Source organism: Polaromonas potterensis (assembly GCF_033446725.1).
Classification (GTDB): domain Bacteria; phylum Pseudomonadota; class Gammaproteobacteria; order Burkholderiales; family Burkholderiaceae_C; genus Polaromonas.
This window is the reverse complement of record NZ_JAWQLX010000003.1, coordinates 398,893-418,929: the sequence shown is the minus strand read 5'-3', so window position 1 is coordinate 418,929 and position 20,037 is coordinate 398,893. Positions and strand designations below refer to the sequence as shown.

The window sequence follows — 20,037 nt, the reverse complement described above, 5'->3', positions numbered from 1 at the left end:
GTGCAAGCCCTAAACTCTGACCATGTCTCATCCTGTTGTTATCGTCATCGAAGATGAGCCGCAAATCCGCCGCTTTGTCCGCAGCGCCCTCGAGGCCGAGGGCTGGCAAGTGCACGAGGCCGACACCGCGCAGCGCGGCCTGACCGAAGCCGGCACACGCAAGCCCGATCTGCTGGTGCTCGACCTCGGGCTGCCCGACGGTGACGGCTTGGACCTGATCCGCGATGTACGCGGCTGGTCGGGCGTGCCCATCATCGTGTTGTCGGCGCGTGCCGACGAGGCCGACAAGATCGCCGCACTGGATGCCGGCGCCGACGATTACCTGACCAAACCGTTTGGTGTGGGCGAACTGCTGGCCCGGGTGCGCGCCAACCTGCGCCGGCCCCGGGCCGCCGCCACCGACGGCAGCGAGGCGGAAGAGGCCGATCCGGTGTTTCGTTTTGGCGAGGTCGAGGTGGACCGGCAGGCCAGGCTGGTGCGCCGCCGCGGTGCCGAGGTTCACCTCACGCCCACCGAGTACCGCCTGCTGACCGTGTTGATGGCGAATGCCGGCCGGGTGCTGACACATCGCCAGCTGCTGCGGGAGGTGTGGGGCCCCTCACACGCCGAGCAAAGCCACTACCTGCGCATTTACATGGGACACTTGCGGCAGAAGCTGGAGGCCGATCCGGCTCAGCCACAACATCTGCTGACGGAAACGGCCGTGGGTTACCGCCTGTTGCCCACTTGACCGTTTTTATATGCCAAACAAGGCTTTAGCCCAATACCAACGGGCGCAAGCAGCTATAAAATAGATAGTGAATTTATGTCCGACCTACCGCCTGGCAAAGCGCCCAAACCCCTTTCTCCGGCCGCCCCCACCGCCACGCGTATACGCGCGGCCGACCCGGCGACCCCGCCCTCGACCGGCGCGACCATCCGTTTGAACAAACGCATGGCCGAACTCGGCCTGTGTTCGCGCCGCGAAGCCGACGACTGGATTGCGCGCGGCTGGGTCCGTGTCAACGGCGCGCCTGCGGTGATGGGCCAGCCGGTGGCCGCCAACGCACGGATCGAGGTGGCGCGCGAAGCCGAGCAGCAGCAGCGCCAGCAAGTCACCATCCTGATCAACAAACCCGTGGGTTACGTCAGCGGCCAGGCCGAAGACGGCCACGAACCGGCCGTGGTGCTGGTGCAGCCGCAAAACCGCTGGAGCGAGTGCAACAGCCGTATGCGCTGGGGCCATGAACAATTACGCGGCCTGGCGCCGGCCGGCCGGCTGGACATCGACTCGATTGGTTTGCTTGTGTTGACGCAGGACGGCCGTGTCGCGCGCCAGCTGATCGGTGAAGACTCGGAGATGGAAAAAGAGTACCTGGTGCGTGTCAGCTACGGTCCGGAAACGCTGAACGTGCAAGCCGCCTTTCCGCACGAGAAGCTGGCGCTGCTCTGCCACGGCCTGAGCCTGGACGGCCAGGCCTTGCGCCCGGCCCAGGTCAGCTGGCAAAACCCCGAACAACTGCGTTTTGTGCTCAAGGAAGGCAAAAAACGCCAGATTCGCCGCATGTGTGAACAGGTTGGCTTGTTTGTCACCGGCCTCAAACGTGTGCGCATCGGCCATGTCAACCTGGGCCATCTGCCAGTGGGCCAGTGGCGCTACCTGGCGCCGCACGAACGGTTTTAAGGCCCAAGAGCCGGCGGGATCAACTCCGCTTTTCATTCCCGGGGCCACTTTGGGCCCCTTTTTTTCGCCTGTTGTCCGCCACCTCGTGCGCCATGGTGGGTGTTTCGCCGGCTGGCAGCCGCCCTGACGAATGACCTGTTGGTTTTTTGTGCGGTAAATCACAGCTTTAAAAGACTGTTTGTAACAAGCAGTGTGTTATATGGTGGAAACCCTTAGAATTAAGTCTTTCCACCTATCTTTTGAGTCAAGCATGCGCGTACAAGTAAAAAATAGAAACACTCCCTTGCTTCGGTCTGGCCTCCTGGCTTTGGCCGTCTTGGGCACTTTGGGCGCGGCCCAAGCGGCGTCGGACACCACGACCTTCAAGGTCAAACTGGTCATCACCGAGTCCTGCACCATCAGCACCACCGCACCTACCGACGTTGACTTCGGTTCCCAGGGCCGGGTAACGACAGCCGTTGCCTTTGATGCGGCAGGCGCGCTGAACGTCAATTGTTCTGCCGGCACGCCTTACACCATTGGCTTGAATGGTGGCGTGAATGCGTTGGGAACTGCCAATACACCTGTGGCCGGCAACCGCCGCATGAAGCTGGGCGCAACGACCACTTACGTGCCTTACGAGCTGTACCAGAATGCTGGCCGCACCACGTTCTGGGGCAATACGATTGGCACCAGCACGGTGGCCGGCACCGGCACGGGTGCTTCGGTGGCACTTCCGGTGTACGGCCGTGTGACGTCGGTCAATTCTGCCGCCGGCAGTTACGAAGACACCATCACCGCTACCGTCACGTACTGATTGATCCCGTGAGCGATCTCTGCCAAAGCGCCCGGCCGGGCGGGCCGGCGCCTTGGCGTTGGGTCACCTGGCATGGCCTCGTTCTCTTGCTGGGGCTGACCGTCCTGCTGGGCCAGGCTGCGACTGCGTCTGCCGCCAGCCTGCAGGTCTCGCCTATCTTGCTGGAGTTTGCGCCCAAGGAGCAGGCTCAAAGCATGTGGCTGAGCAACACCGGCACGCAACCCCTGCGCGCGCAGGTGCGCGTGCAGCAGTGGACCCAAACGTCAGAGGGCGACCAGCTCAGCCCCACGCGTGCACTGCTGGCCAGCCCGCCAGTGGTGGAGATTCCGCCCGGCGAAAAACAGATGATTCGTATCATCCGACCGCAGGGCGGGGTGCCGGCGCGTGAGGAAAGTTATCGCCTGATCGTGGACGAGTTGCCTTCCTCCGGCGTGGCCGGCCCGGGCGGCACTGCGCCCGCCGGTCTGCAGTTCCTGCTGCGTTATTCGGTACCGGTGTTTGTGTCCGTAGTGGAGCCCGTGCCGGTTACCGGCAAACCCAGCGATATCTCAGCCCTGTCGACCAGCCTGCAAAGCGGCCCGCCCGCGCCGCTCTTGACCGTCATCAACAAGGGCACGCAGCGGGTCAAGATCAGCCAGTTGGTCCATGTCGACAAGCAGGGCCGGCGGACCTCGCTGGTGCCCGGCTTGCTCGGTTATGTGCTTGCTGGCCAGCGTATGCAGTGGCCGCTGAACCTGCCGGCCGACGGTACCTTCAAAGCAAAATTTAATGCCGACCTGGAAGAGCAAGTCTTGCCACTGGCCCCTGCTCGCCTCTAGTCTCGCCGCTGTCTTCGGGTGGGGCGCCGTGGCTGCCCAGCCCGTTTCCGGCCCGGACGTCCCGCCGGCCACCGAGCTGGCGCTGGAGGATGCCGAGGCGCAGGAACTTTACCTGGATGTGACGCTGAACGGTGTCGCCATGGGCCGGCTCGCGCGTTTTGCGCGCCAGCGCGGGGCGCTGTCCGCCAGCGCCGCCACCCTGCGCGAGCTGGGCCTGAAGTGGTCAGGTAGTGCCGGTGCTAGCGGCCTGGTGGCCCTGAACCAGCTGCCCGGGCTGGAGGTGCTCTACGATGCCGCGCAGCAGCGCCTGATCATGACGGCCGCGCTGGATTTGCTGGACCGGCCGGTGACCCGGATCGGCCCCGTGCAGGAGTCGCGCGCCCTGGTGGACCCGGCCAGCCGGGTGCCTGGCCTGGTGCTGAACTACGACCTCTACGCCCAGCAGGGCGGTGGCCAGCAGGTGCTCAGCGGTTTTAGCGAAACACGTTTGTTTGGTATCGGTCCCGGGGTCTGGAGCAACACCCTGATCAGCCGCAGCACCAGCACGCAGGGCGGCCCGTCCAGCAGCGACGTGGTGCGGCTGGACACCTCCTGGCAGCAGGAATTTCCCGACCAGATGTTGTCGCTGACCGTGGGTGACCTGACCAGCGGCGCCTTGTCGTGGTCGCGCGCCACACGCCTGGGGGGCGTGCGCCTGTCGCGCAAGTTTGCGTTGCAGCCCTACCGCATCACCACGCCGCTGGCTTCGTTCCAGGGGGCCGCCGTGTTGCCCTCGACGGTGGACCTGTTTGTCAACGGCTTGAAGCAGTCCAGCCAGCAGGTCCAGCCCGGCCAGTTCCAGCTCAACGGCGTGCCTTCGCTGGGCGGCAGCGGCCAGGCGCAAATGGTGATCACCGACATCAACGGCCAGCGCCGGGAAGTGAGTTTTGATCTTTATGGCGCGCCGCAATTGCTGGCGGCCGGCCTGACCGACTGGTCGGTGGACCTGGGCAGCGTGCGGCGCGACTACGGCCTGAAGTCGTTTGCCTATGGTGACCCGATGGCCAGCGGCAGTGCGCGTTATGGCTGGAGCGCACGCACCACCTTGGAAGCCCATGCCGAGGCCGGGCCGGGCGCCTGGCAGGCCGGTGTGGGCGGCCTCTGGCTGCTGGGCCAGCAGGCCGGCGTTGTGAATGCCTCCCTGGCCATGAGCCAGAACAACATGGAGGGCATTGATCAAAAAGGCGCGCAGTGGGGCCTGGGCTACCAGTGGAACTCGCGCCGCCTGACGGCCGCCTTGAGCACCTTGCGCCGCGATGTCGGCTTTCGCGACGTCGCCAGCCAGCCCAACGAGTTGCTGGCGCGCGGCAGCGACTCGGCCTACCTGGGCTTGAACAATTTCGGTGGTTTGGGCGGGCAACTGGGCCTCAACTTTATTCGTCAGCAATATTTCAATTCGTCGCCCGTGCGTTATGCGGGCCTGAGCTGGTCCTACCAGATGCCCGGCAACGCCATGCTGAGTTTCAATGTCAACCGGAATCTGGACAACCCGGCCGCCTCCAGCGTTTACCTGTCATGGTCCATGCCGCTGGAGCGCCGCGTTTCTGTTTCGGCGACAGCTCGCTCCAGCGGCAATTCGCAGAACCTGGTGTTTGACGCCTCGCGTTCGCCCCCGGGGGACCAGGGCGGCTGGGGCTGGCGTGTTCAGGCCGGCGCGGGGGACAGCAGCAATGCCCAGGCGCAAGTCAGCCAGCTGGGGCGTTACGGGCAATGGAGTGCGGGCCTGAGCCAGTTCGGTGGACAAGGCGCTGCCTCCTCGGCCCAGACCGTGTTCGGCAGTGCCAGCGGCGGCCTGGTGTTGGTGCAGGGGCAGGCTTACGCCTCGCGCCGCGTCGACGACGCTTTTGCGCTGGTCTCGACCAACGGCGTGGCCGGGGTGCCGGTGCGCCTGGAGAACCGCCTGGTCGGTGAGACCGATGCCCGCGGGATGCTGTTTGTGACCCAGCTCAACGCCTACCAGCACAACCGCCTGAGCATAGACACCTTGCGGCTGCCGGTGGACATGCACATAGACCGCGCTGCGCTCGAGGCCGTGCCCGACAGCCGCAGCGGTCTATTGGCGACATTTGCGATGCGCCGCATTCTGGCCGTGGAGCTGAGTTTGCGCGATGCCCAGGGCCAGTGGTTGCCTGCGGGCAGCCCGGTCTGGCTGGAGGCGCCTGCCGTCGCGTCGAAGCCTTCCGCTGCCAACGTGCCCAGCACAACGGTTGTCGGTCATGACGGGCTGGTGTACCTGGAAGACCCCGCGCCGGATGCGACCCTGCGTGTGCAACTGCCCGAGGGGTCCTGCCGTGCGGTCTTGCCGTTGCCGACTCAGGCCAGCGGGCTGGTGGACATCGGCGTGCTAAGGTGCCAATGACGTCGGCCGCCCCATGCTTCTTAATGAAAGACTGACCATGCACGTTGCTGCTCCAACTTCTTTGTCGCCTGTGGTCTTGCTGCGTTTGGTGCGGCGCCTGCTGGCTGTGCTGTTGGGTGGCTTGATGCTGGGCTTGGTGTCGGCGCCTGCGGCGGCGCAAAGTTGTTTCGTCGGCAAGGTCGATGACATCAGTTTTGGCACCACCAGCCCGGATGCCAACACCGACACCTTCAACAACCTGGTCTACACCTGCCAGTCCAACGCCAGTACGACGTATTTCCGGGTCTGCATGTACATCCCCGAGGGCAGCCCGCTGTCCGGCATCAACCCGCGGCGCATGACCAACTACAACGGCGCCGCAATGCGCTACGACCTGTATTCCGACGCGGCCCGGACCCGGGTGATAGGCCCGCCGCCCACCGGCGGCGGGTTTCCGGTCTACAGCTTCACGGCTCTGGCGCCGGCCGGTTATGTGAAGGTGCAAAACACGGCCACCATTTACGCCCGCGTGCCGGCCGGCCAAAGCCTGCCTGCCACCCACGGCTTCCAGTCCCAGATTAACGGTGCGACCTTGTACTGGGCCTGGAGCAACAGTGGCACGCCGCCGGACTGCACCAGCGGCAGTGGCGGCGCCGACAGCACCACTTTCTACCAGGGGGTAACGGCGAATGTGGACAACAGCTGCCGCATCACCCTGGCGACCGACCTCGACTTCGGCAACGCCGGTGCCTTGACGAGCAACCGCGACCAGACCTCCACCATCATGGTGCGTTGTCCCACGGGGACCAACTGGCGCCTGGGGCTGAACAACGGCAGCAACCCCAGCGGCATCGTGCGGCGCATGCGCAATGCGACCGGCAACTACGTCATCTACGAGTTGTACCGCGACGGTGCGCGCAGCCAGCGCTGGGGCAACACCCCCGGCACGGACACCGCCAATGGCAGCGGGCAGGGCGAAGGCAGCCCGGTGTCGCAAACCGTTTATGGCCGTGTCCCGGCCCAGGCCTCCGCGCCTTCCGGGTCGTACACGGACACGGTCACCGTGACCCTCACCTATTAACCGGTGTTTTTCAATCGCTATTGAATTGATAGCTGATTACGCCCGTTCGAATTGGGCTGCAGGCACATTTTCCTTATAAAAATATGAAAGTCGGGATGCCTGGCTTCTGACGGGCGCAGGTCTCCCTTCTCGCCGCACAATGGCGGCATGCGCACCACACCCCCTCCGCCCCCGGCACCGTCTCACCCGATGGGCAAGTGGCCCAGCTACCTGCACCTGTCAGACATCCAGGGCCTGGCGCAGCTGGCCACGCAGGGCACCTTGGGTGTGGCCGAGCTGGCCGAGCAAGTGCAGGGCCATGTCTACAAGGCGGTCGCCGCACCGTTTGGCGCCGCCGGTCAGAAGTTTGTCGATCCTGCCGCGGGCAGTTCGGGCGTCAAGAAAAACGGCATCACCGGGCTGGTCTACGGCAGTGTCAAAGGGGTGACGCGTCTGGTGGGTGGCGCCGTGGATACGGTGTTGTCACACGTTGTGCCCAGGGTCGGGCCGCAAGCCTCGTCGCCGCAACGGGAGGCCGTGTTGTCGGCCCTCAACGGCGTGTTGGGCGACCAGTTGCGGGACACGGCCAATCCGCTGGCCATTCGCATGAGCGTGCGCCATCAAGGACGCTCGTTGCCGATGGAAAAAACCGCGCTGGCGCAAGACCTGCCCGCGGCCACGACCAAGCTGCTGGTCCTGGTGCATGGTTTGTGCATGAACGATCTGCAGTGGCGTTCGGACCACCCGGCCGGTGCCCACGACCACGGCGAAGCACTGGCACGCGCGCTGGGCTACACCACGGTTTACCTGCACTACAACACGGGGCTGCACACCTCGGACAATGGCCAGCAGTTGGCCGCGTTGCTGGAGCAGCTCTGGCAGGCCTGGCCTCTGCCGGTACAAGAGTTGACACTGCTGACCCACAGCATGGGCGGGCTGGTGGCGCGCAGCGCCTGCCAGCACGGCGAACAGGCTGAGCATCGGTGGCGAAAAGGCTTGAGACATCTCGTGTTCCTGGGCACACCGCACCACGGCGCGCCGCTGGAAAGCCTGGGAAGCTGGGTTGACACGCTGCTGGGCAGCAGCGCCGTGACCCGGCCGTTTGCCAAAATCGGCCAGATCAGAAGCAGCGGCATCACCGACTTGCGCTACGGTTATGTGCTGGCGTCGAGCTGGCAGGACACCGACCGCTTTGAACGTGCGCCCGATACCCGCGAACCCTTGCCCCTGCCCGAAGATGTCGCCTGCTTCACGGTGGCGGCAAGCCTGTCAGACCAGGCCGGCGACCTCAAGGATCAATGGATAGGCGACGGTCTGGTGCCCGTGCCCAGCGCGCTGGGCCAGCACGACGACGTGCAACACCGCCTGGCCTTTGCGCCGGACAAGCAGTGGGTGGCGCAGGGCATGAACCACATGGAACTGCTGAGCCGGCCCGAGGTGACGCGGCAATTGGTGGGCTGGCTCAGTAAGTGATGGTCACCGTGCGCGCTTGCGAGCCTGAACAGGAGCCGAGTGTGCAGGTGCCGACCTGGTTGGCGGGGATGGTGCCCGTCACGTTGTAGGTCTGGCCGAAGCCGGTGCCGGTGCCTGCGCTGCTGCTCAAGGCCAGTGTGTAGTTCAGGCCCAGCAGTGTCCCGCTGGTGGCGTCCAGTGCCATCGTGTAGGGGGTCGACAAGGTGCAGCTGACGCCAAACGAAGTGGCACCGGTCTGCGGGCTGGGTGAAAACGACGTGTAATTGAGCGTCAGCGGCAAGGGCAGGGAACTCAGGTAACACTGCGACAAAATGCTCGCGTTGGCCGTGAAGTCGACGTTTGCAATGAGCGGTCCACTTGACGAACTGGTGCGCAAAAAGGCAGTGATCAATACATCGTCGTAGATGCCGGCCGGTCGCGTGATGCCTGATCTGACGCGAAAGTAGTAGGGGTAGCTCACGCTGGCCGAGGTGCCAGCGCCGAAATTCAGGGTGAACTGCAGGCCACCGTTCTGTCCACTCCCAGGGGCTTTTCCGGCGGCGGTGGTCCACTGGTTGGCCGGCCCGGGATTGCGGTAAATGAAGTAGCGCAGCAGATCGGTCCCGGTCTGACGCGTCATGTCGCGCCCGGACGGGTCCTCGCCCTGGTCGATGCCGATGTAAAGCACCTGGCTGGTCGGGTCGCCGGCTGCCCGCGTGCAATTGACCGAGATCGAGCCGGTCAGATCGAGGTTGGACGACCGATCGTAGATGCCGGTGACACCGGTGGCGAAGATGTTGCAGGTGATGGTGGCGTGTGATGCCGCGCTCCCCAACAACAGGGCCAGGATGGGCAGCGTTTTCATGGTGAATCGTGTCATCGTTTGACTCCTGAACAGGTCAAGGGCCCGACCCGGGCGATGTCGTCACGCTGGCCTTCCGGCAAGGTGACGGTCACGGCGCAGCTGGCGCCATTCCAGGTGAGGCGTAGCGTGTTGCTGGCCTGCAGTCCGGTCACAAAAGTCTCGCCGCGGCGTGCCACAAAGAACTCCCGGGTGTCGCCCGGCAACACGATTTCCGCGCCGGCGGGCGCCGGCTCGCCGTCATCGAACACCAGCTTGATGAGGGCGGCACGGCCACTGCGTACCGGAAACTTGATCTTGACGGCGCTGCGCAGGGCTGGCACCGCGACCAGTTCGATGCTGTCGATTTCGGCGCTGATCGGCAGCTCGCTCGGATCCAGCCGCACGTTGTTGCGCTGATAGGGTTGCAGGCCCGTCAACAAGGCCACGCCCTGGGCGTTGGTGCGCGTGAGCCGGCTGCCCTGGAAGCCTACGCTCACATCGGCGTAACCCGGCACCTCGACGACCGCAAAGCTCTCCTGCACCCGGCGCGAGACAAAAGCCTGGCCATCGGCCAGCACCAAGCCGCCCTGGGCACCCAGGCGCATGGTTTGCTGGGTGCTGGAGGCCGAGATGTCGGCCGTGACCAGGCCCTGGCTGCCCTGGTAGTACAGTCCGCCTTCGCTGAACCCGTCGCCATTGCGCGTGCCCGCGAGCGTGCGCCAGCCTGCACCGGTTTCGGACGTCAGGCCTCGGCTGGCGCTCGCATAGGCGTCGGTTTTGTTGTCCCTGTGATTGACGTTGGCGGCGAGCACGACCTGTCCGTCCAGCGGGATCATCAGGCTCGCGCCTATCGCGCTGCCGTTGCTGCCGCCTACAACACCGGCGCGCACGTGGGTGGCGGACAGGGTCAAGCTGGCGCGCTTGCCCAGCCGCAGTGAGTAGTTGGCGCTCAAGGTGCTGATGGGGCCGCGGTCATAGGTTTCTATCCTGGCGAAGCCCAGGCCTAGCGAACCAAAACCTTCGCTGGTATAGCTGTAGTTGGCGGCTATCTGGCGCTTGTAGGGCAGGGTCGTGCCATCCAGTGCCAGCTGCCTGAAGCTGCGGCTCGCGCCCTGCCAGCGGACCGCGTAACCGTGGCGCAACTGGCTGTTTTCCAGGCCCAGCATCCACTCCGAGCCGGCGCCGGCATTTTTGTCCCGGCTGGCGGCCAATGCCAATTGACCGAGCGACTGGAATGGCAGCGCATAGGTCAGGCCACCGCCCAGGCTCTGGGTGTTCGCGCCCATCTCGGTTCGGCCCTCCAGGGTCAGCGTCTGGCTGACGCCATGGCGCAGCAGGCCCGAAGCAAAACGCTGACCGTAGTTGGCGTTCTCCGTGCCCAGATCAAGGCGCACCGCCCCGAGTTCGGCGCTCCAGTCGGTCAGGCCTTTCTCCAGCAGGTTGGCGTTGGTGAAAAAAGGCTGCACCAGCACGGTTTCGCGCCCCAGCACGTCGCGCACCACCACGCGGGCTTGTCCCGCACCCGTGAGCAGGGGGAAATTGTCGATGGCAAAGGGCCCGGTGGGTACTTGCGATGTCTGGCGCAAGGCATCGTTGATGTAGAGCTCCACGGTGCTGGGCGCACTGGACACACCCTTGATGCTGGGCAGCGGCTGGCTGACGAAGCCGGGCGTGAGGCCGAAGTTGCGCGACAACTGCAAGCCGCCGAAATACACGGGCCGTCCCCACAGGCCGCTGCGGGTGGTGCTGTCGCCCAGACGCAGGCTGGTGCCCGAGTCCAGAAAGTTGCGGCTGTAGGTGGTCTCCAGGCGCCGCATGCTGCGTGGCGCAACCGGGTCGACGCTGGTCAGGTTGCGTCCCACGTGGCTGGAGGTCAGCACCCCCCAATCGCCGGACGCACCCAGCTCCAACAGGGCGCCGAGTTCGCGGGTGGACGCTGCGGACCGCTGCGTGCTGGCGTTGTAGCTCAGGTCGTAGTTGAGGAAAGCGGCCGGCAGGGCTGGCGAGAGTGCTGGCCGGCTGGCGGCGTCGCTGGCCAGCCGGGTCGCCGAAAATGCGGCCGGTGAAAAAATCAGCTCCAGCGATTGGTTGGCCAGATTGATGCGGGACTCGAAACCGGGGATGGCCACCAGCGGTAAATAGGTCTGCCCGCGAAACGTGAGTGATGGCGCGGTGGGACGCACCGAGACGCGCCATTCCTCAATTGCCTCCAGCGGCGCATACAGCACCCCGTCGCGCTCCAGCAGCACCCAGCTGCCGGTGGGTGCTCCGTTCACGCTGATATCCAGCGGCATCAGGCGGTCTTGACTCTTGCGTTCTGCACTGGCGGCAGACGGCGCATCGGCGGGGCTTGCGGCGGTCTGCGCCTGCAGCGCGCCAGCACCCGACAGCAGGCCGGCCGAAAGCAGGGTGGTGAACCTGGGGAGGGTGAACAGGAGCTGCATCGTGAGCTAGGACGGGAAGGCTGACGCCGCCCGCACAGGCGTTACGGCAGGGTGACGCTGGAAGACGTGGTTTGTCCGTCGTCAAACGTCACGCTGAGTTCTACGATCCCGGCGGGTAACGCCGCTTGGCCTTTGATGGCCAAGGTCTTGCTCGCGCCGGGCAAGACGTACACGCCGCCTTCGAAATTGCCCAGTAGCTGGTCACCACGCTTCAGCGAGGCGCCGCGCACCTGGGCGTAGGCCGTGCCGCTGTTGGCACACACGGCCTCGGCGGTTTGCGCGTCCTTGCGCTGCAGCGTGCAACTCACATTGCGTTTGGCCACGGGGGGGGTAATGAAGACCGGCATGGACAAGGCCAAGGCAATGGGCACGTCGATGGCGTTGCCCTTGCCGGCCGTCGCTTCGGGCACTTCACGGATGATCAGTCGGTAGGTCAGTTGGCGGCTCGCATCGGCCGGCTTGAGCAGCGCCAGCCGGACCACCTGGCGGGCGTTGGGCGCCAGCTTGATGATGGGAGGCGACAGGATCAGGTCATCGGTCAGCACCAACTCGTCGGTGCCGTCGGGCTTCTGGGCCCAGCTGTTGATGTCGGCCTGCAGCGCCACCGGTGTGTCACCTTCATTGGTCAACGTGACTGCCACGGCGCGGTCGCGCGGCGTCATGTAGATACGTACCGGGCTGACCGAAAAAACGCCTGCCAGGGCAGGCGCGGCGACCAGCGCGGCGAGTACCGCCGCCAGTAGTTTTGGAGTGTTCATACTCAAAAGCTTACCAGCAGCTCGATCGGTTCCATCCAGCCATTGATATTGAGTATCTTCATCGAGGTCACGGTGCCCGCGCCAATGTAGGGGCTGATGCCGGCACCGCCATCTGTCGGCCAGGGCAATCCGGGGCCGAAACTGTAGCGATAGGCCCCGCCGTGCACGCCCAGAAAGGGCTTGGCCGGGTTGGCCTCGATGCTGACGAACTGACCGGTACCGCAGACAATCTGCACGAAGGCGTTGGTGGCCTGGCCCAGGGTCTGGCTGGTGCAGATGCTGGTGTTGCCGGTCAGTGAAATATTCACAGACAGTGCGCCCGTTGCTGCCCCAGCCCTGGCCATGGCCGGGGCGCACAAGCCCAGGACCATGGTGGCGGTGACAACAAAGTGGCGCATGACGGACGCGCTCCGGCGCTTAGTAGGTGATCGTCAGCGTGCGTTGCTTGTTGGCGGAGGCCGAGTTGTTGCAGGCGCCACCGGTGGTGGCGCAATTGCCTGACTGGTTGGCCGCCATGGAACCCGTGACCGAGTAAGTCTGGGCCGCGCCGTTGCCGGTGCCACCTGCCGCGCTCAGGGCCAGGGTGTAAGCCAGATTGACGGCGGCGTCGGTGTAGCTGCCGGCACTGTCGAGGGCCATGGTGTAGGGCAGCAGGTTGGTGCATTTCACGGTGAACCCGCCGGCGGTCGTTTGAACCTGTGCTGCGGCCTGGAACGAGGTGTAGTTGAACTGCACGTCGGAGGTCTTGGCGTAGACGCAGGCGCTGGTCAGGTTGATGTTCACGTCGAAGTTGCCGGTAGCCGTTGCCGCTTGGGCTGGTGCGGACAGAATGCTGGCAAAACCCAGGGCGGTTACTAAAATAAGCTTTTTCATGACGGTTCTCCAGTTAAAACGAACAACAAGACCAACTTGAATGTGAGTCAACTGTAACTAGGTATTTCAAATATGAAGCCATTTGTATTCGTAATGACATCGGAAATCGGGGAATTTGTCACACCAAGGCGTTGATATTGTTGTGGTTCCCCCCATTCTTTTAAAAACAAGTCATTTGTAACTTTTGTAAACACGGTCGGCGCCATTAATTTCTTGGGCGATAAGCCTGAGTTTGTAACAATTTAGAAACGTATTGAGTCTGAGCATGCAAAAACAAACCCTGTCCTTTCAAGCCGAAGTGGCCCAGCTGCTGAACCTGGTCACCCACTCGCTGTATTCCAACCCTGATATTTTTCTGCGCGAGCTGATCTCCAACGCGTCTGACGCCTGCGACAAGCTGCGTTTTGAAGGGCTGAACAATGCGGCGTTGTACGAGGAGGTACCGAACCTGGAAGTGCGTGTGAGCTTCGACAAGGCGGCGAAGACCTTGACCATCAGCGACAACGGCATTGGCCTGTCGCAGCAGGAGGCCATCGACCACCTGGGCACGATTGCCAAAAGCGGCACGCGCGATTTCATGTCCAAACTCTCGGGCGACCAGAAAAACGACGCGCAGCTGATTGGCCAGTTTGGTGTTGGTTTTTATTCGGGCTTCATCGTGGCCGACAAAATTGTGGTCGAAAGCCGCCGCGCTGGTCTGCCAGCCGCTGACGGTGTGCGCTGGACCAGTGCCGGTACGGGTGACTTTGAAGTGGAAACAATTGACCGCGCCGAGCGCGGCTCCAGCGTGATCCTGCACCTGAAGGACGATGCTGCCGAGTACCTCAACACCTGGAAGCTGAAAAGCATCATCAGCAAATATTCCGACCACATCTCGCTGCCCATCCTGATGAAAAAGGAAGCCTGGAAAGAGGGCGAGAACGACCAGCCCGGCGAGATGGTCACCAGCGACGAATGGGAAACCGTGAACCAGGCGGCGGCCTTGTGGACACGTGCCAAAAAAGACATCACACCCGAGCAGTACGACGAGTTCTACAAACAGATCAGCTACGACAGCGAGCCGCCGCTGGCCACCACCCACAACCGTGTCGAAGGTGCGACCGAATACACCCAGCTGCTGTACATCCCGGCCAAGGCGCCCATGGATTTGTTCAACCGCGACAAGGCCGCGGGCATCAAGCTTTATGTCAAACGTGTCTTCATCATGGACGATGCGCAGGCCTTGCTGCCCACCTACCTGCGTTTTGTCAAAGGCGTGGTGGATTCGTCAGACCTGCCGCTCAACGTCTCGCGCGAACTGCTGCAGGAAAGCCGCGCCGTCAAGGCCATCCGTGAAGGCTGCACCAAGCGGGTGTTGTCCATGATCGAGGACCTAGCCGCCAACGAGCCGGAAAAGTTTGCGACCTTTTACGCCGAGTTTGGCGCGGTGCTCAAGGAAGGCCTGGGCGAAGACTTTGCGAATCGCGATCGCCTGGCCAAGCTGCTGCGTTTTGCCAGTTCGACGACCGACACCACCAGTGTGGGGCTTGCCGACTACAAGGCGCGCATGAAGGACGGCCAGGACGCGATTTACTACATCACGGCCGACACCCAGGCCGCTGCCAAGAACAGCCCGCAGCTGGAAATTTTCCGCAAGAAGGGCATTGAAGTCTTGCTCATGACGGACCGCGTGGACGAGTGGGCACTGAACTACCTGAACGAGTTTGATGACACGCCGCTGCAGTCGGTTGCCAAAGGCGCTGTGGATCTGGGCAAGCTGCAGGACGAGGACGAGAAAAAGGCTGCCGAGGAAGCGCAGGTGCAGTTCAAGCCCACGCTCGACAAGCTGAAAGAGGCGCTGAAGGACAAGGCCACCGACGTGCGCGCCACCACACGCCTGGTCGATTCACCGGCCTGTCTGGTGGTGCAGGACGGCGACATGTCCACGCAGCTGGCCCGTATGCTCAAGCAGGCTGGCCAGGCCGCGCCCGAGGTCAAACCCATCCTGGAAATCAATGCCCAGCACCCGCTGGTGAAAAAGCTGGAAGGCAGCGCGCATTTCGACGACCTGGCCCACATCCTGTTTGACCAGGCCTTGCTGGCCGAGGGCGGCTTGCCGGCTGATCCGGCCAGCTACGTGCGGCGTGTCAACGCCTTGCTCGAAAAAGCCTGATCCGGTTTATTTCGGCAGCGGCTCGAAGCCGCCGGCGCTGCGAAGCCCGGCGGCTTTTTCGCTGGTGAGTCGCGCAATCACCGCGCCTTCAGCGCTGTGTCGGTTTGGACGCAAGCCCCTAGCGGCACCCTGCAGCCGTAAGTCCACTGAGGCGCGGGCTCGACGGACAAGATTCCGGCACATTTCATGGCCACCGTGAAATGTGCGTTGGTAAATGGGTGCTTTGAATATTTGATCTCAAAGGATCAAATATTTGATTTTTGTAATATATAAGATTATTTTGTTCCTGTGAGAGCAAAAAAATCATTTGATAGCTCAACTTCTCGCAGCAAGAATCTATCGTGAAGCCGTCGCGGGCTTGCTCTTTTAAGAGCAAATTTGGCACATCGAACTGGTATTTGGAATAAACTGACCCTATAAGGGCAAAAATGCAACTCCACACAAAAACCTTGAATGCCTTGGCACAGCGTCTGAATCGGGAGCGCCAGCTTCAGGGCTTATCACGCGAGCAGCTTGCGGCCGTGTGCAACGTGAGCTCGTCCTTTATTCGCGACGCCGAGAGCAATCCCGGCCGTTGCTCGCTGGAGCGCCTGCTGCAACTCACCGAAGGGCTCGGCCTGAAAGCGACACTCAGCGGCTGGCAGAACGATATAAAAAGCAATCCACAAAGCGACGGGCCTTCGGAGGCACCTTCCTCATGATCCGCTTGCGCGTCTGGGCGAATGTGCGCCCCATGGGCTGGTTTGGTCATGCGGCGGGTGAGTATTTTTTGGAGTACGACCCGCAGTGGTTGGCGCAGCCGGGCGGCTATGTGCTGGCACCGCAGTTTCCTTTGACTAGTGAGCGTTTCACCGGCGCGCTGGTGCGCAGCTTTTTCGAGAACCTGTTGCCCGAAGGTACGGCGCTGGACGACGTGGTCGCGGCCTTGGCGCTGCGTGACCCCTCCACGTTTGAACTACTGGGCCAGTTGGGCAAGGAGCTGCCGGGCGTGTTGTCCCTGCTACCCGAAGCTGCGCAGCCCACCCCACTGCAGCAATACCGGCCCTTGCCTTATGAGGTGCTGAGCGAGCGCCTGCATAGTCAAAAACCCTTGCTGCTGTCGAACGAGCAGAGCACCATGTCGCTGGCCGGGGCGCAGGAAAAAATGGGGCTGCGTTTTGACAGCCGTTCTAAACAGCTGTCAGAAAGTGTGGGCACCTCGCCTACCACCCACATCCTGAAACCCGACACGCGCCAGTTGCGTTACCAGCCCAGTGCCATCAACGAATACGCTTGTATGAAGCTGGCGCGCGCACTGAAGCTGCCTGTGCCCGATGTGTGGTTTCTGCGCGTGCCCGAGCCGGTGTATTTGGTGGCTCGCTATGACCGCATGGACGTGGCCGGCAACATCATCGGTTTACACCAGTTCGACGGCTGCCAGTTGCTGGGCCATGGCTCCGGCTGGAAGTATGAGCGCCAAGGCGGTCTGGTCAGCATGCCCAAGCTGGTCGCGGCCCTGCGCGGCTTGTCCGTACGTGGCAGCGACTTGCTGCAGTTCCAGCAATGGGTGATGTTCAACTACCTCATCGGTAACGCCGATGCCCATGCCAAAAACCTGTCGGTGCTTGTCGATGACAAGGGCTTTCGCCTTGCGCCGTTCTACGACCTGCTGTGTGTGCGCGCCTATGGAGACACCGGCATGGCGCTGTATATCGGCGATGAGGACAGCTTTGACGCGGTAGGTGCTCCCTCGTGGGAGGCGCTGTGCGGGGACTGCGGGTTTCGTTTGCCTGAAACCATGAAAGGATTCCGCAAGATGACGCAAGCACTGCTGCCCGCTTGGAAGAAGACGCATGAACGCATCGTCAAGCAAACCACGCCCAGTGTGCAAGAGCTGGCGCTGCTGGAGCGGATGACCAGGGTTTTTGAAACCCATTGCTCCCATGCGCAGTCGATGACGGGCGGCTGAGGCGCATCGGTTTATTTTTCACTGGCGGAGCTTAGCCCGCCACAGGCTCGAAGCCGCCGGCGCTGCGAAGCCCGGCGGCTTCGGTGCTGGTGAGCAGCTCAATCAACGTGGCGGCCGCGCGGGGCTGTACCGCCCGGCTGCTGACGGCGGCGGTGTAAACCGTCGCCAGCTCAAACTCCTGGGGCAGGGCCGCCGCCAGTTGCACGCCCGGTGCAAAGATGATTTCGGTGGCCTGGGTGCAGCCGATCGCGCCGGGTTGCTCCGACTGCGCCAGCGCATGCATCGCGGCCGCGCCATTCGGGTGCGGACGTAAACGCCCGGCCACATCTGCCGCAACGCCCAGCAGCTGCATCACCTTCATGAAATGAATACCCGCCGTGGCCTTGACCGGGTCGGGGAAATAAATGGCGGTGGCCGACAGCAAGGCCTGCCGGAGTTGCGCCACCGTCGCCAGCGGCGGCGGTGTGGCGCCGTCCCGCACGGCGATGCCGGTTTTCACGATGCCTAGCGGACGGGCACTGCCGGCCGTCACGTCGCAACTCTCTGTCAGTTGCGTGATCAGGGCGTCGGTCAGGATGACCACGTCACAAGGCGAACCGGCCAGCAACTGGTCTTTCATGATGCCGACCGCATCGAAGTGGCCCTCGATGGTCAGCCCGGTTTGCGCCAGAAAACGTGCTCGCAGCGCGGTGACCAGGCCTTTGGCGGCACCGCCGCTGAGCAAATGAAGTGTGGACATGGCGGTGGCTTTCAGTCGGCCTTGATGCCGGCGGTTTTGATCACATGCGACCATTTGGCGATGTCTTCGCGTGTGTATGTGTCAAACATCTCGGGGCTCATGACCAGTGGCACCGCGCCCTGTTTGGCCCAGAGCTGTTTGACCTCGGCCTGTCCGGAAATTTTGGATACCGCGTCGTTGAGTTTGTCGACGACCGCTTTGGGGGTGGCGCGCGGGGCCATCAGGCCTAACCAGATCGTGGCTTCGTATCCGGGCACGCCGGCTTCACTCATGGTCGGCACCTCGGGCAACACGTCGGAGCGGGCCCGGCCCGTGGTGGCCAGGGCCTTGACCTTGCCGGCCTTGATTTGTTCGGCCATGGTGGTGACGGCATCAAACATCACGTCGACCTGTCCGCCTATCACGTCGGTGCGAGCGCCCGAGCTGCCGCGGTAGGGAATATGCACCAGGTAAACGCCGGCCATGCTTTTGAACAACTCACCGGCCATGTGGTACGGCGTGCCGGGTCCGGAGGATGCGTAATTGAATTTGCCAGGCCGGGCGTTGGCCTGTTGCAGCAGGTCCTGGAGATTGTTGGCCGCCAGACCGGGGTAAGCCACCAGCACCAGGTCCGAGTAGTTGACCGGCGCCACCGCCACGAAGTCGCGCATCAGCTGAAAAGGCTTGTTCGGGATCAGGGTTTCGTTGACGGTGTGGGCATTCGACATCATCAACAAGGTGTAGCCGTCGGGCGCCGATTTGGCCGCCATGTCGGTGCCTATGACCGAACCGGCGCCGGGCCGGTTGTCGACCACAAAGGGCTGGCCCAATGCCTCCTGCAGGCGCTGCGCCATAAAACGTGCGTAGTTGTCGGCCGGACCGCCGGCCGCAAAGGGCACGATGATTTTGACCGGTTTGGCGGGGTAGGCCTGCGCGGCTGCGGGGCCGCCCAGAAGCGCTGCGGCCAGGCTCAAGGCCAGCGTGAAAGCCATCTTGCATCCCATGCCGATCTCCGGTGAACCCGGGCCACCCGGCCCGGCGACTTACTCGATTTTGCCCATGCGTTTGACGACGCCAGCCATACGTTTGGCGTCGGCTTGCACATACTTTTCAAAGTCCGGCGAGTCCTGGTACAGCACCGGGCTGCCAGCGTTCAGGATAACCTCTTTGACCTTGCTGTCCTGCGCCGCCGCCTTGGCTGAGGCACGCAGGCGCTGGGCGATGGGCTCGGGGGTGTCCTTGGGAATAAACAGGCCTGACCATTGCGCGTATTCGGCGTTGTAGCCGGCCTCTTTCAGGCTGGGGGCCTCGGGCAGGGCGCCGAGTTGTGTGGTGCCCCAATGGGCCAGCACACGAATTTTGCCGGCTTTGACATGTTGCAACACGGTGGCCGGGCCGGACGACACGGCATCTATCTGGCCGCCCAGCAACGCCACCACGGCCGGGCCGGCGCCGGTGAAAGGCACATGGGTCAGCTTGATGCCGGCGTTTTGCGCCAGGATTTCCATGGGCACATGCATGGTGCCGTAGTTGCCCGAGGAGCCGTAGTTGAGCACGCCCGGGCGTTTTTTGGCGTCCTCCACAAACTGCTGCACGGTTTTCCACGGCGCGTCGGCACGCACAGCCAGCACCGTGGGGTCGGCGGTGAAACGTGCGATGGGGCGCAGGTCATTCAGCGCAAACATGGGCGCGCGGCCCAACACGGCGTCGGCCTCGGGAATCACGGTCAGCGAAGACAGCGCCATCAGCACCGTGTAGCCGTCGGCCTTGGCCTTGGCGGCCTGGGCCATGCCGATGCCGCCGCCGGCGCCGGCCTTGTTTTCAATCACCACCGGCTGGCCCAGCTCGCGCGACATGGCTTCGGCCACAGGGCGCGCGACCAGGTCGGCCAGACCGCCGGGCGGGAAGGGCACGATCATGGTGATGGTGCGTACCGGCCAGGCGCCTTGTGCGGCCACCCATGTGGCGCTGGTCAGGAGCAAGCTGGCGAGCAGGGCGGATCTGCGTTTCATGTGGATGTCCTTGTGTGGCTGGGCTGGAGACAGAGGCTAAACCCGGCGCCTGATTTCATGGTTTGCATGCTAACATCCGCGCGAATTCAGGGGGATCATCGCAATCCCTAAGCCGCCAGTGC

18 protein-coding genes are annotated in these 20,037 nt (G+C 63.4%); 10 read left to right on the top strand and 8 right to left on the bottom strand.

The window, feature by feature from the left end:
* Window positions 1-22: 22 nt before the first annotated feature.
* The 7 genes from kdpE (at window position 23) to R6254_RS07995 (ending at window position 8,187) form a co-directional block, all read left to right on the top strand.
* Entirely contained in the window at window positions 23-730 is a 708-nt protein-coding gene (gene kdpE / locus R6254_RS08025) for a two-component system response regulator KdpE (protein WP_318405818.1), read from the top strand.
* Between the two features lie 75 nt (window positions 731-805).
* Window positions 806-1,663, top strand: a complete 858-nt coding sequence (locus tag R6254_RS08020) for a pseudouridine synthase (protein WP_318405817.1) — start codon at window positions 806-808, stop codon at window positions 1,661-1,663.
* 283 nt (window positions 1,664-1,946) lie between these two features.
* Window positions 1,947-2,459, top strand: coding sequence for a Csu type fimbrial protein (locus R6254_RS08015; protein WP_318405816.1), 513 nt, complete (start codon window positions 1,947-1,949; stop codon window positions 2,457-2,459).
* An 8-nt stretch (window positions 2,460-2,467) separates the two neighbouring features.
* Window positions 2,468-3,277: a fimbrial biogenesis chaperone gene (locus R6254_RS08010; RefSeq protein ID WP_318405815.1), complete on the top strand. Its 810-nt coding sequence runs from the start codon at window positions 2,468-2,470 to the stop codon at window positions 3,275-3,277.
* A gap of 28 nt (window positions 3,278-3,305) precedes the next feature.
* On the top strand, window positions 3,306-5,675 hold the full coding sequence (locus tag R6254_RS08005; RefSeq protein WP_318405813.1) for a fimbria/pilus outer membrane usher protein: 2,370 nt from the start codon (window positions 3,306-3,308) through the stop codon (window positions 5,673-5,675).
* A 37-nt stretch (window positions 5,676-5,712) separates the two neighbouring features.
* Entirely contained in the window at window positions 5,713-6,735 is a 1,023-nt protein-coding gene (locus R6254_RS08000) for a Csu type fimbrial protein (RefSeq protein WP_318405811.1), read from the top strand.
* A gap of 147 nt (window positions 6,736-6,882) precedes the next feature.
* On the top strand, window positions 6,883-8,187 hold the full coding sequence (locus R6254_RS07995) for an esterase/lipase family protein (RefSeq protein WP_318405809.1): 1,305 nt from the start codon (window positions 6,883-6,885) through the stop codon (window positions 8,185-8,187).
* Here R6254_RS07995 and R6254_RS07990 read toward each other — a convergent pair.
* From R6254_RS07990 to R6254_RS07970, 5 genes are read right to left on the bottom strand one after another with little or no spacing between them, the layout of a single operon-like run.
* A complete protein-coding gene (locus R6254_RS07990) occupies window positions 8,177-9,046 on the bottom strand; it encodes a spore coat protein U domain-containing protein (protein WP_318405807.1) in 870 nt (289 codons plus the stop codon). The genes R6254_RS07995 and R6254_RS07990 overlap by 11 nt on opposite strands.
* Window positions 9,043-11,454, bottom strand: a complete 2,412-nt coding sequence (locus R6254_RS07985; RefSeq protein ID WP_318405805.1) for a fimbria/pilus outer membrane usher protein — start codon at window positions 11,452-11,454, stop codon at window positions 9,043-9,045. Before R6254_RS07985 ends, R6254_RS07990 begins: the two co-directional genes overlap by 4 nt.
* A gap of 41 nt (window positions 11,455-11,495) precedes the next feature.
* A complete protein-coding gene (locus R6254_RS07980) occupies window positions 11,496-12,212 on the bottom strand; it encodes a fimbrial biogenesis chaperone (RefSeq protein ID WP_318405803.1) in 717 nt (238 codons plus the stop codon).
* 2 nt (window positions 12,213-12,214) lie between these two features.
* A complete protein-coding gene (locus R6254_RS07975; protein ID WP_318405802.1) occupies window positions 12,215-12,610 on the bottom strand; it encodes a hypothetical protein in 396 nt (131 codons plus the stop codon).
* A 19-nt stretch (window positions 12,611-12,629) separates the two neighbouring features.
* Window positions 12,630-13,085 carry a Csu type fimbrial protein gene (locus R6254_RS07970; RefSeq protein ID WP_318405800.1) on the bottom strand — a complete coding sequence of 152 codons (456 nt, stop codon included), beginning with the start codon at window positions 13,083-13,085 and terminating at the stop codon, window positions 12,630-12,632.
* 265 nt (window positions 13,086-13,350) lie between these two features.
* Between R6254_RS07970 and htpG the strand changes: the two genes are divergently transcribed.
* The 3 genes from htpG (at window position 13,351) to R6254_RS07955 (ending at window position 17,185) form a co-directional block, all read left to right on the top strand.
* Entirely contained in the window at window positions 13,351-15,237 is a 1,887-nt protein-coding gene (gene htpG / locus R6254_RS07965; protein WP_318405798.1) for a molecular chaperone HtpG, read from the top strand.
* A gap of 428 nt (window positions 15,238-15,665) precedes the next feature.
* Window positions 15,666-15,938, top strand: coding sequence for a helix-turn-helix domain-containing protein (locus R6254_RS07960; RefSeq protein WP_318405796.1), 273 nt, complete (start codon window positions 15,666-15,668; stop codon window positions 15,936-15,938).
* Window positions 15,935-17,185, top strand: coding sequence for a HipA domain-containing protein (locus R6254_RS07955; RefSeq protein WP_318405795.1), 1,251 nt, complete (start codon window positions 15,935-15,937; stop codon window positions 17,183-17,185). Before R6254_RS07960 ends, R6254_RS07955 begins: the two co-directional genes overlap by 4 nt.
* A 31-nt stretch (window positions 17,186-17,216) precedes the next feature.
* Here the strand turns inward: R6254_RS07955 and R6254_RS07950 are convergent, their stop codons facing one another.
* The 3 genes from R6254_RS07950 to R6254_RS07940 are packed head-to-tail and all read right to left on the bottom strand — an operon-like array spanning window position 17,217 to window position 19,915.
* Window positions 17,217-17,924 carry a molybdate ABC transporter substrate-binding protein gene (locus R6254_RS07950; protein WP_318405794.1) on the bottom strand — a complete coding sequence of 236 codons (708 nt, stop codon included), beginning with the start codon at window positions 17,922-17,924 and terminating at the stop codon, window positions 17,217-17,219.
* Window positions 17,925-17,935: 11 nt separating this feature from the next.
* Window positions 17,936-18,907, bottom strand: coding sequence for a tripartite tricarboxylate transporter substrate binding protein (locus tag R6254_RS07945; protein ID WP_318405792.1), 972 nt, complete (start codon window positions 18,905-18,907; stop codon window positions 17,936-17,938).
* A gap of 39 nt (window positions 18,908-18,946) precedes the next feature.
* Entirely contained in the window at window positions 18,947-19,915 is a 969-nt protein-coding gene (locus R6254_RS07940) for a tripartite tricarboxylate transporter substrate binding protein (RefSeq protein ID WP_318405790.1), read from the bottom strand.
* Window positions 19,916-20,037: the final 122 nt, after the last annotated feature.

Coding starts and splice junctions, on each gene's coding strand:
- kdpE (WP_318405818.1), top strand. CDS start 23: ATGTCTCATCCTGTTGTTATCGTCATCGAAGATGAGCCGCAAATCCGC.
- R6254_RS08020 (WP_318405817.1), top strand. CDS start 806: ATGTCCGACCTACCGCCTGGCAAAGCGCCCAAACCCCTTTCTCCGGCC.
- R6254_RS08000 (WP_318405811.1), top strand. CDS start 5,713: ATGCACGTTGCTGCTCCAACTTCTTTGTCGCCTGTGGTCTTGCTGCGT.
- R6254_RS07995 (WP_318405809.1), top strand. CDS start 6,883: ATGCGCACCACACCCCCTCCGCCCCCGGCACCGTCTCACCCGATGGGC.
- R6254_RS07990 (WP_318405807.1), bottom strand. CDS start 9,046: ATGACACGATTCACCATGAAAACGCTGCCCATCCTGGCCCTGTTGTTG.
- R6254_RS07985 (WP_318405805.1), bottom strand. CDS start 11,454: ATGCAGCTCCTGTTCACCCTCCCCAGGTTCACCACCCTGCTTTCGGCC.
- R6254_RS07980 (WP_318405803.1), bottom strand. CDS start 12,212: ATGAACACTCCAAAACTACTGGCGGCGGTACTCGCCGCGCTGGTCGCC.
- R6254_RS07975 (WP_318405802.1), bottom strand. CDS start 12,610: ATGCGCCACTTTGTTGTCACCGCCACCATGGTCCTGGGCTTGTGCGCC.
- R6254_RS07970 (WP_318405800.1), bottom strand. CDS start 13,085: ATGAAAAAGCTTATTTTAGTAACCGCCCTGGGTTTTGCCAGCATTCTG.
- htpG (WP_318405798.1), top strand. CDS start 13,351: ATGCAAAAACAAACCCTGTCCTTTCAAGCCGAAGTGGCCCAGCTGCTG.
- R6254_RS07960 (WP_318405796.1), top strand. CDS start 15,666: ATGCAACTCCACACAAAAACCTTGAATGCCTTGGCACAGCGTCTGAAT.
- R6254_RS07955 (WP_318405795.1), top strand. CDS start 15,935: ATGATCCGCTTGCGCGTCTGGGCGAATGTGCGCCCCATGGGCTGGTTT.
- R6254_RS07950 (WP_318405794.1), bottom strand. CDS start 17,924: ATGTCCACACTTCATTTGCTCAGCGGCGGTGCCGCCAAAGGCCTGGTC.
- R6254_RS07945 (WP_318405792.1), bottom strand. CDS start 18,907: ATGGGATGCAAGATGGCTTTCACGCTGGCCTTGAGCCTGGCCGCAGCG.
- R6254_RS07940 (WP_318405790.1), bottom strand. CDS start 19,915: ATGAAACGCAGATCCGCCCTGCTCGCCAGCTTGCTCCTGACCAGCGCC.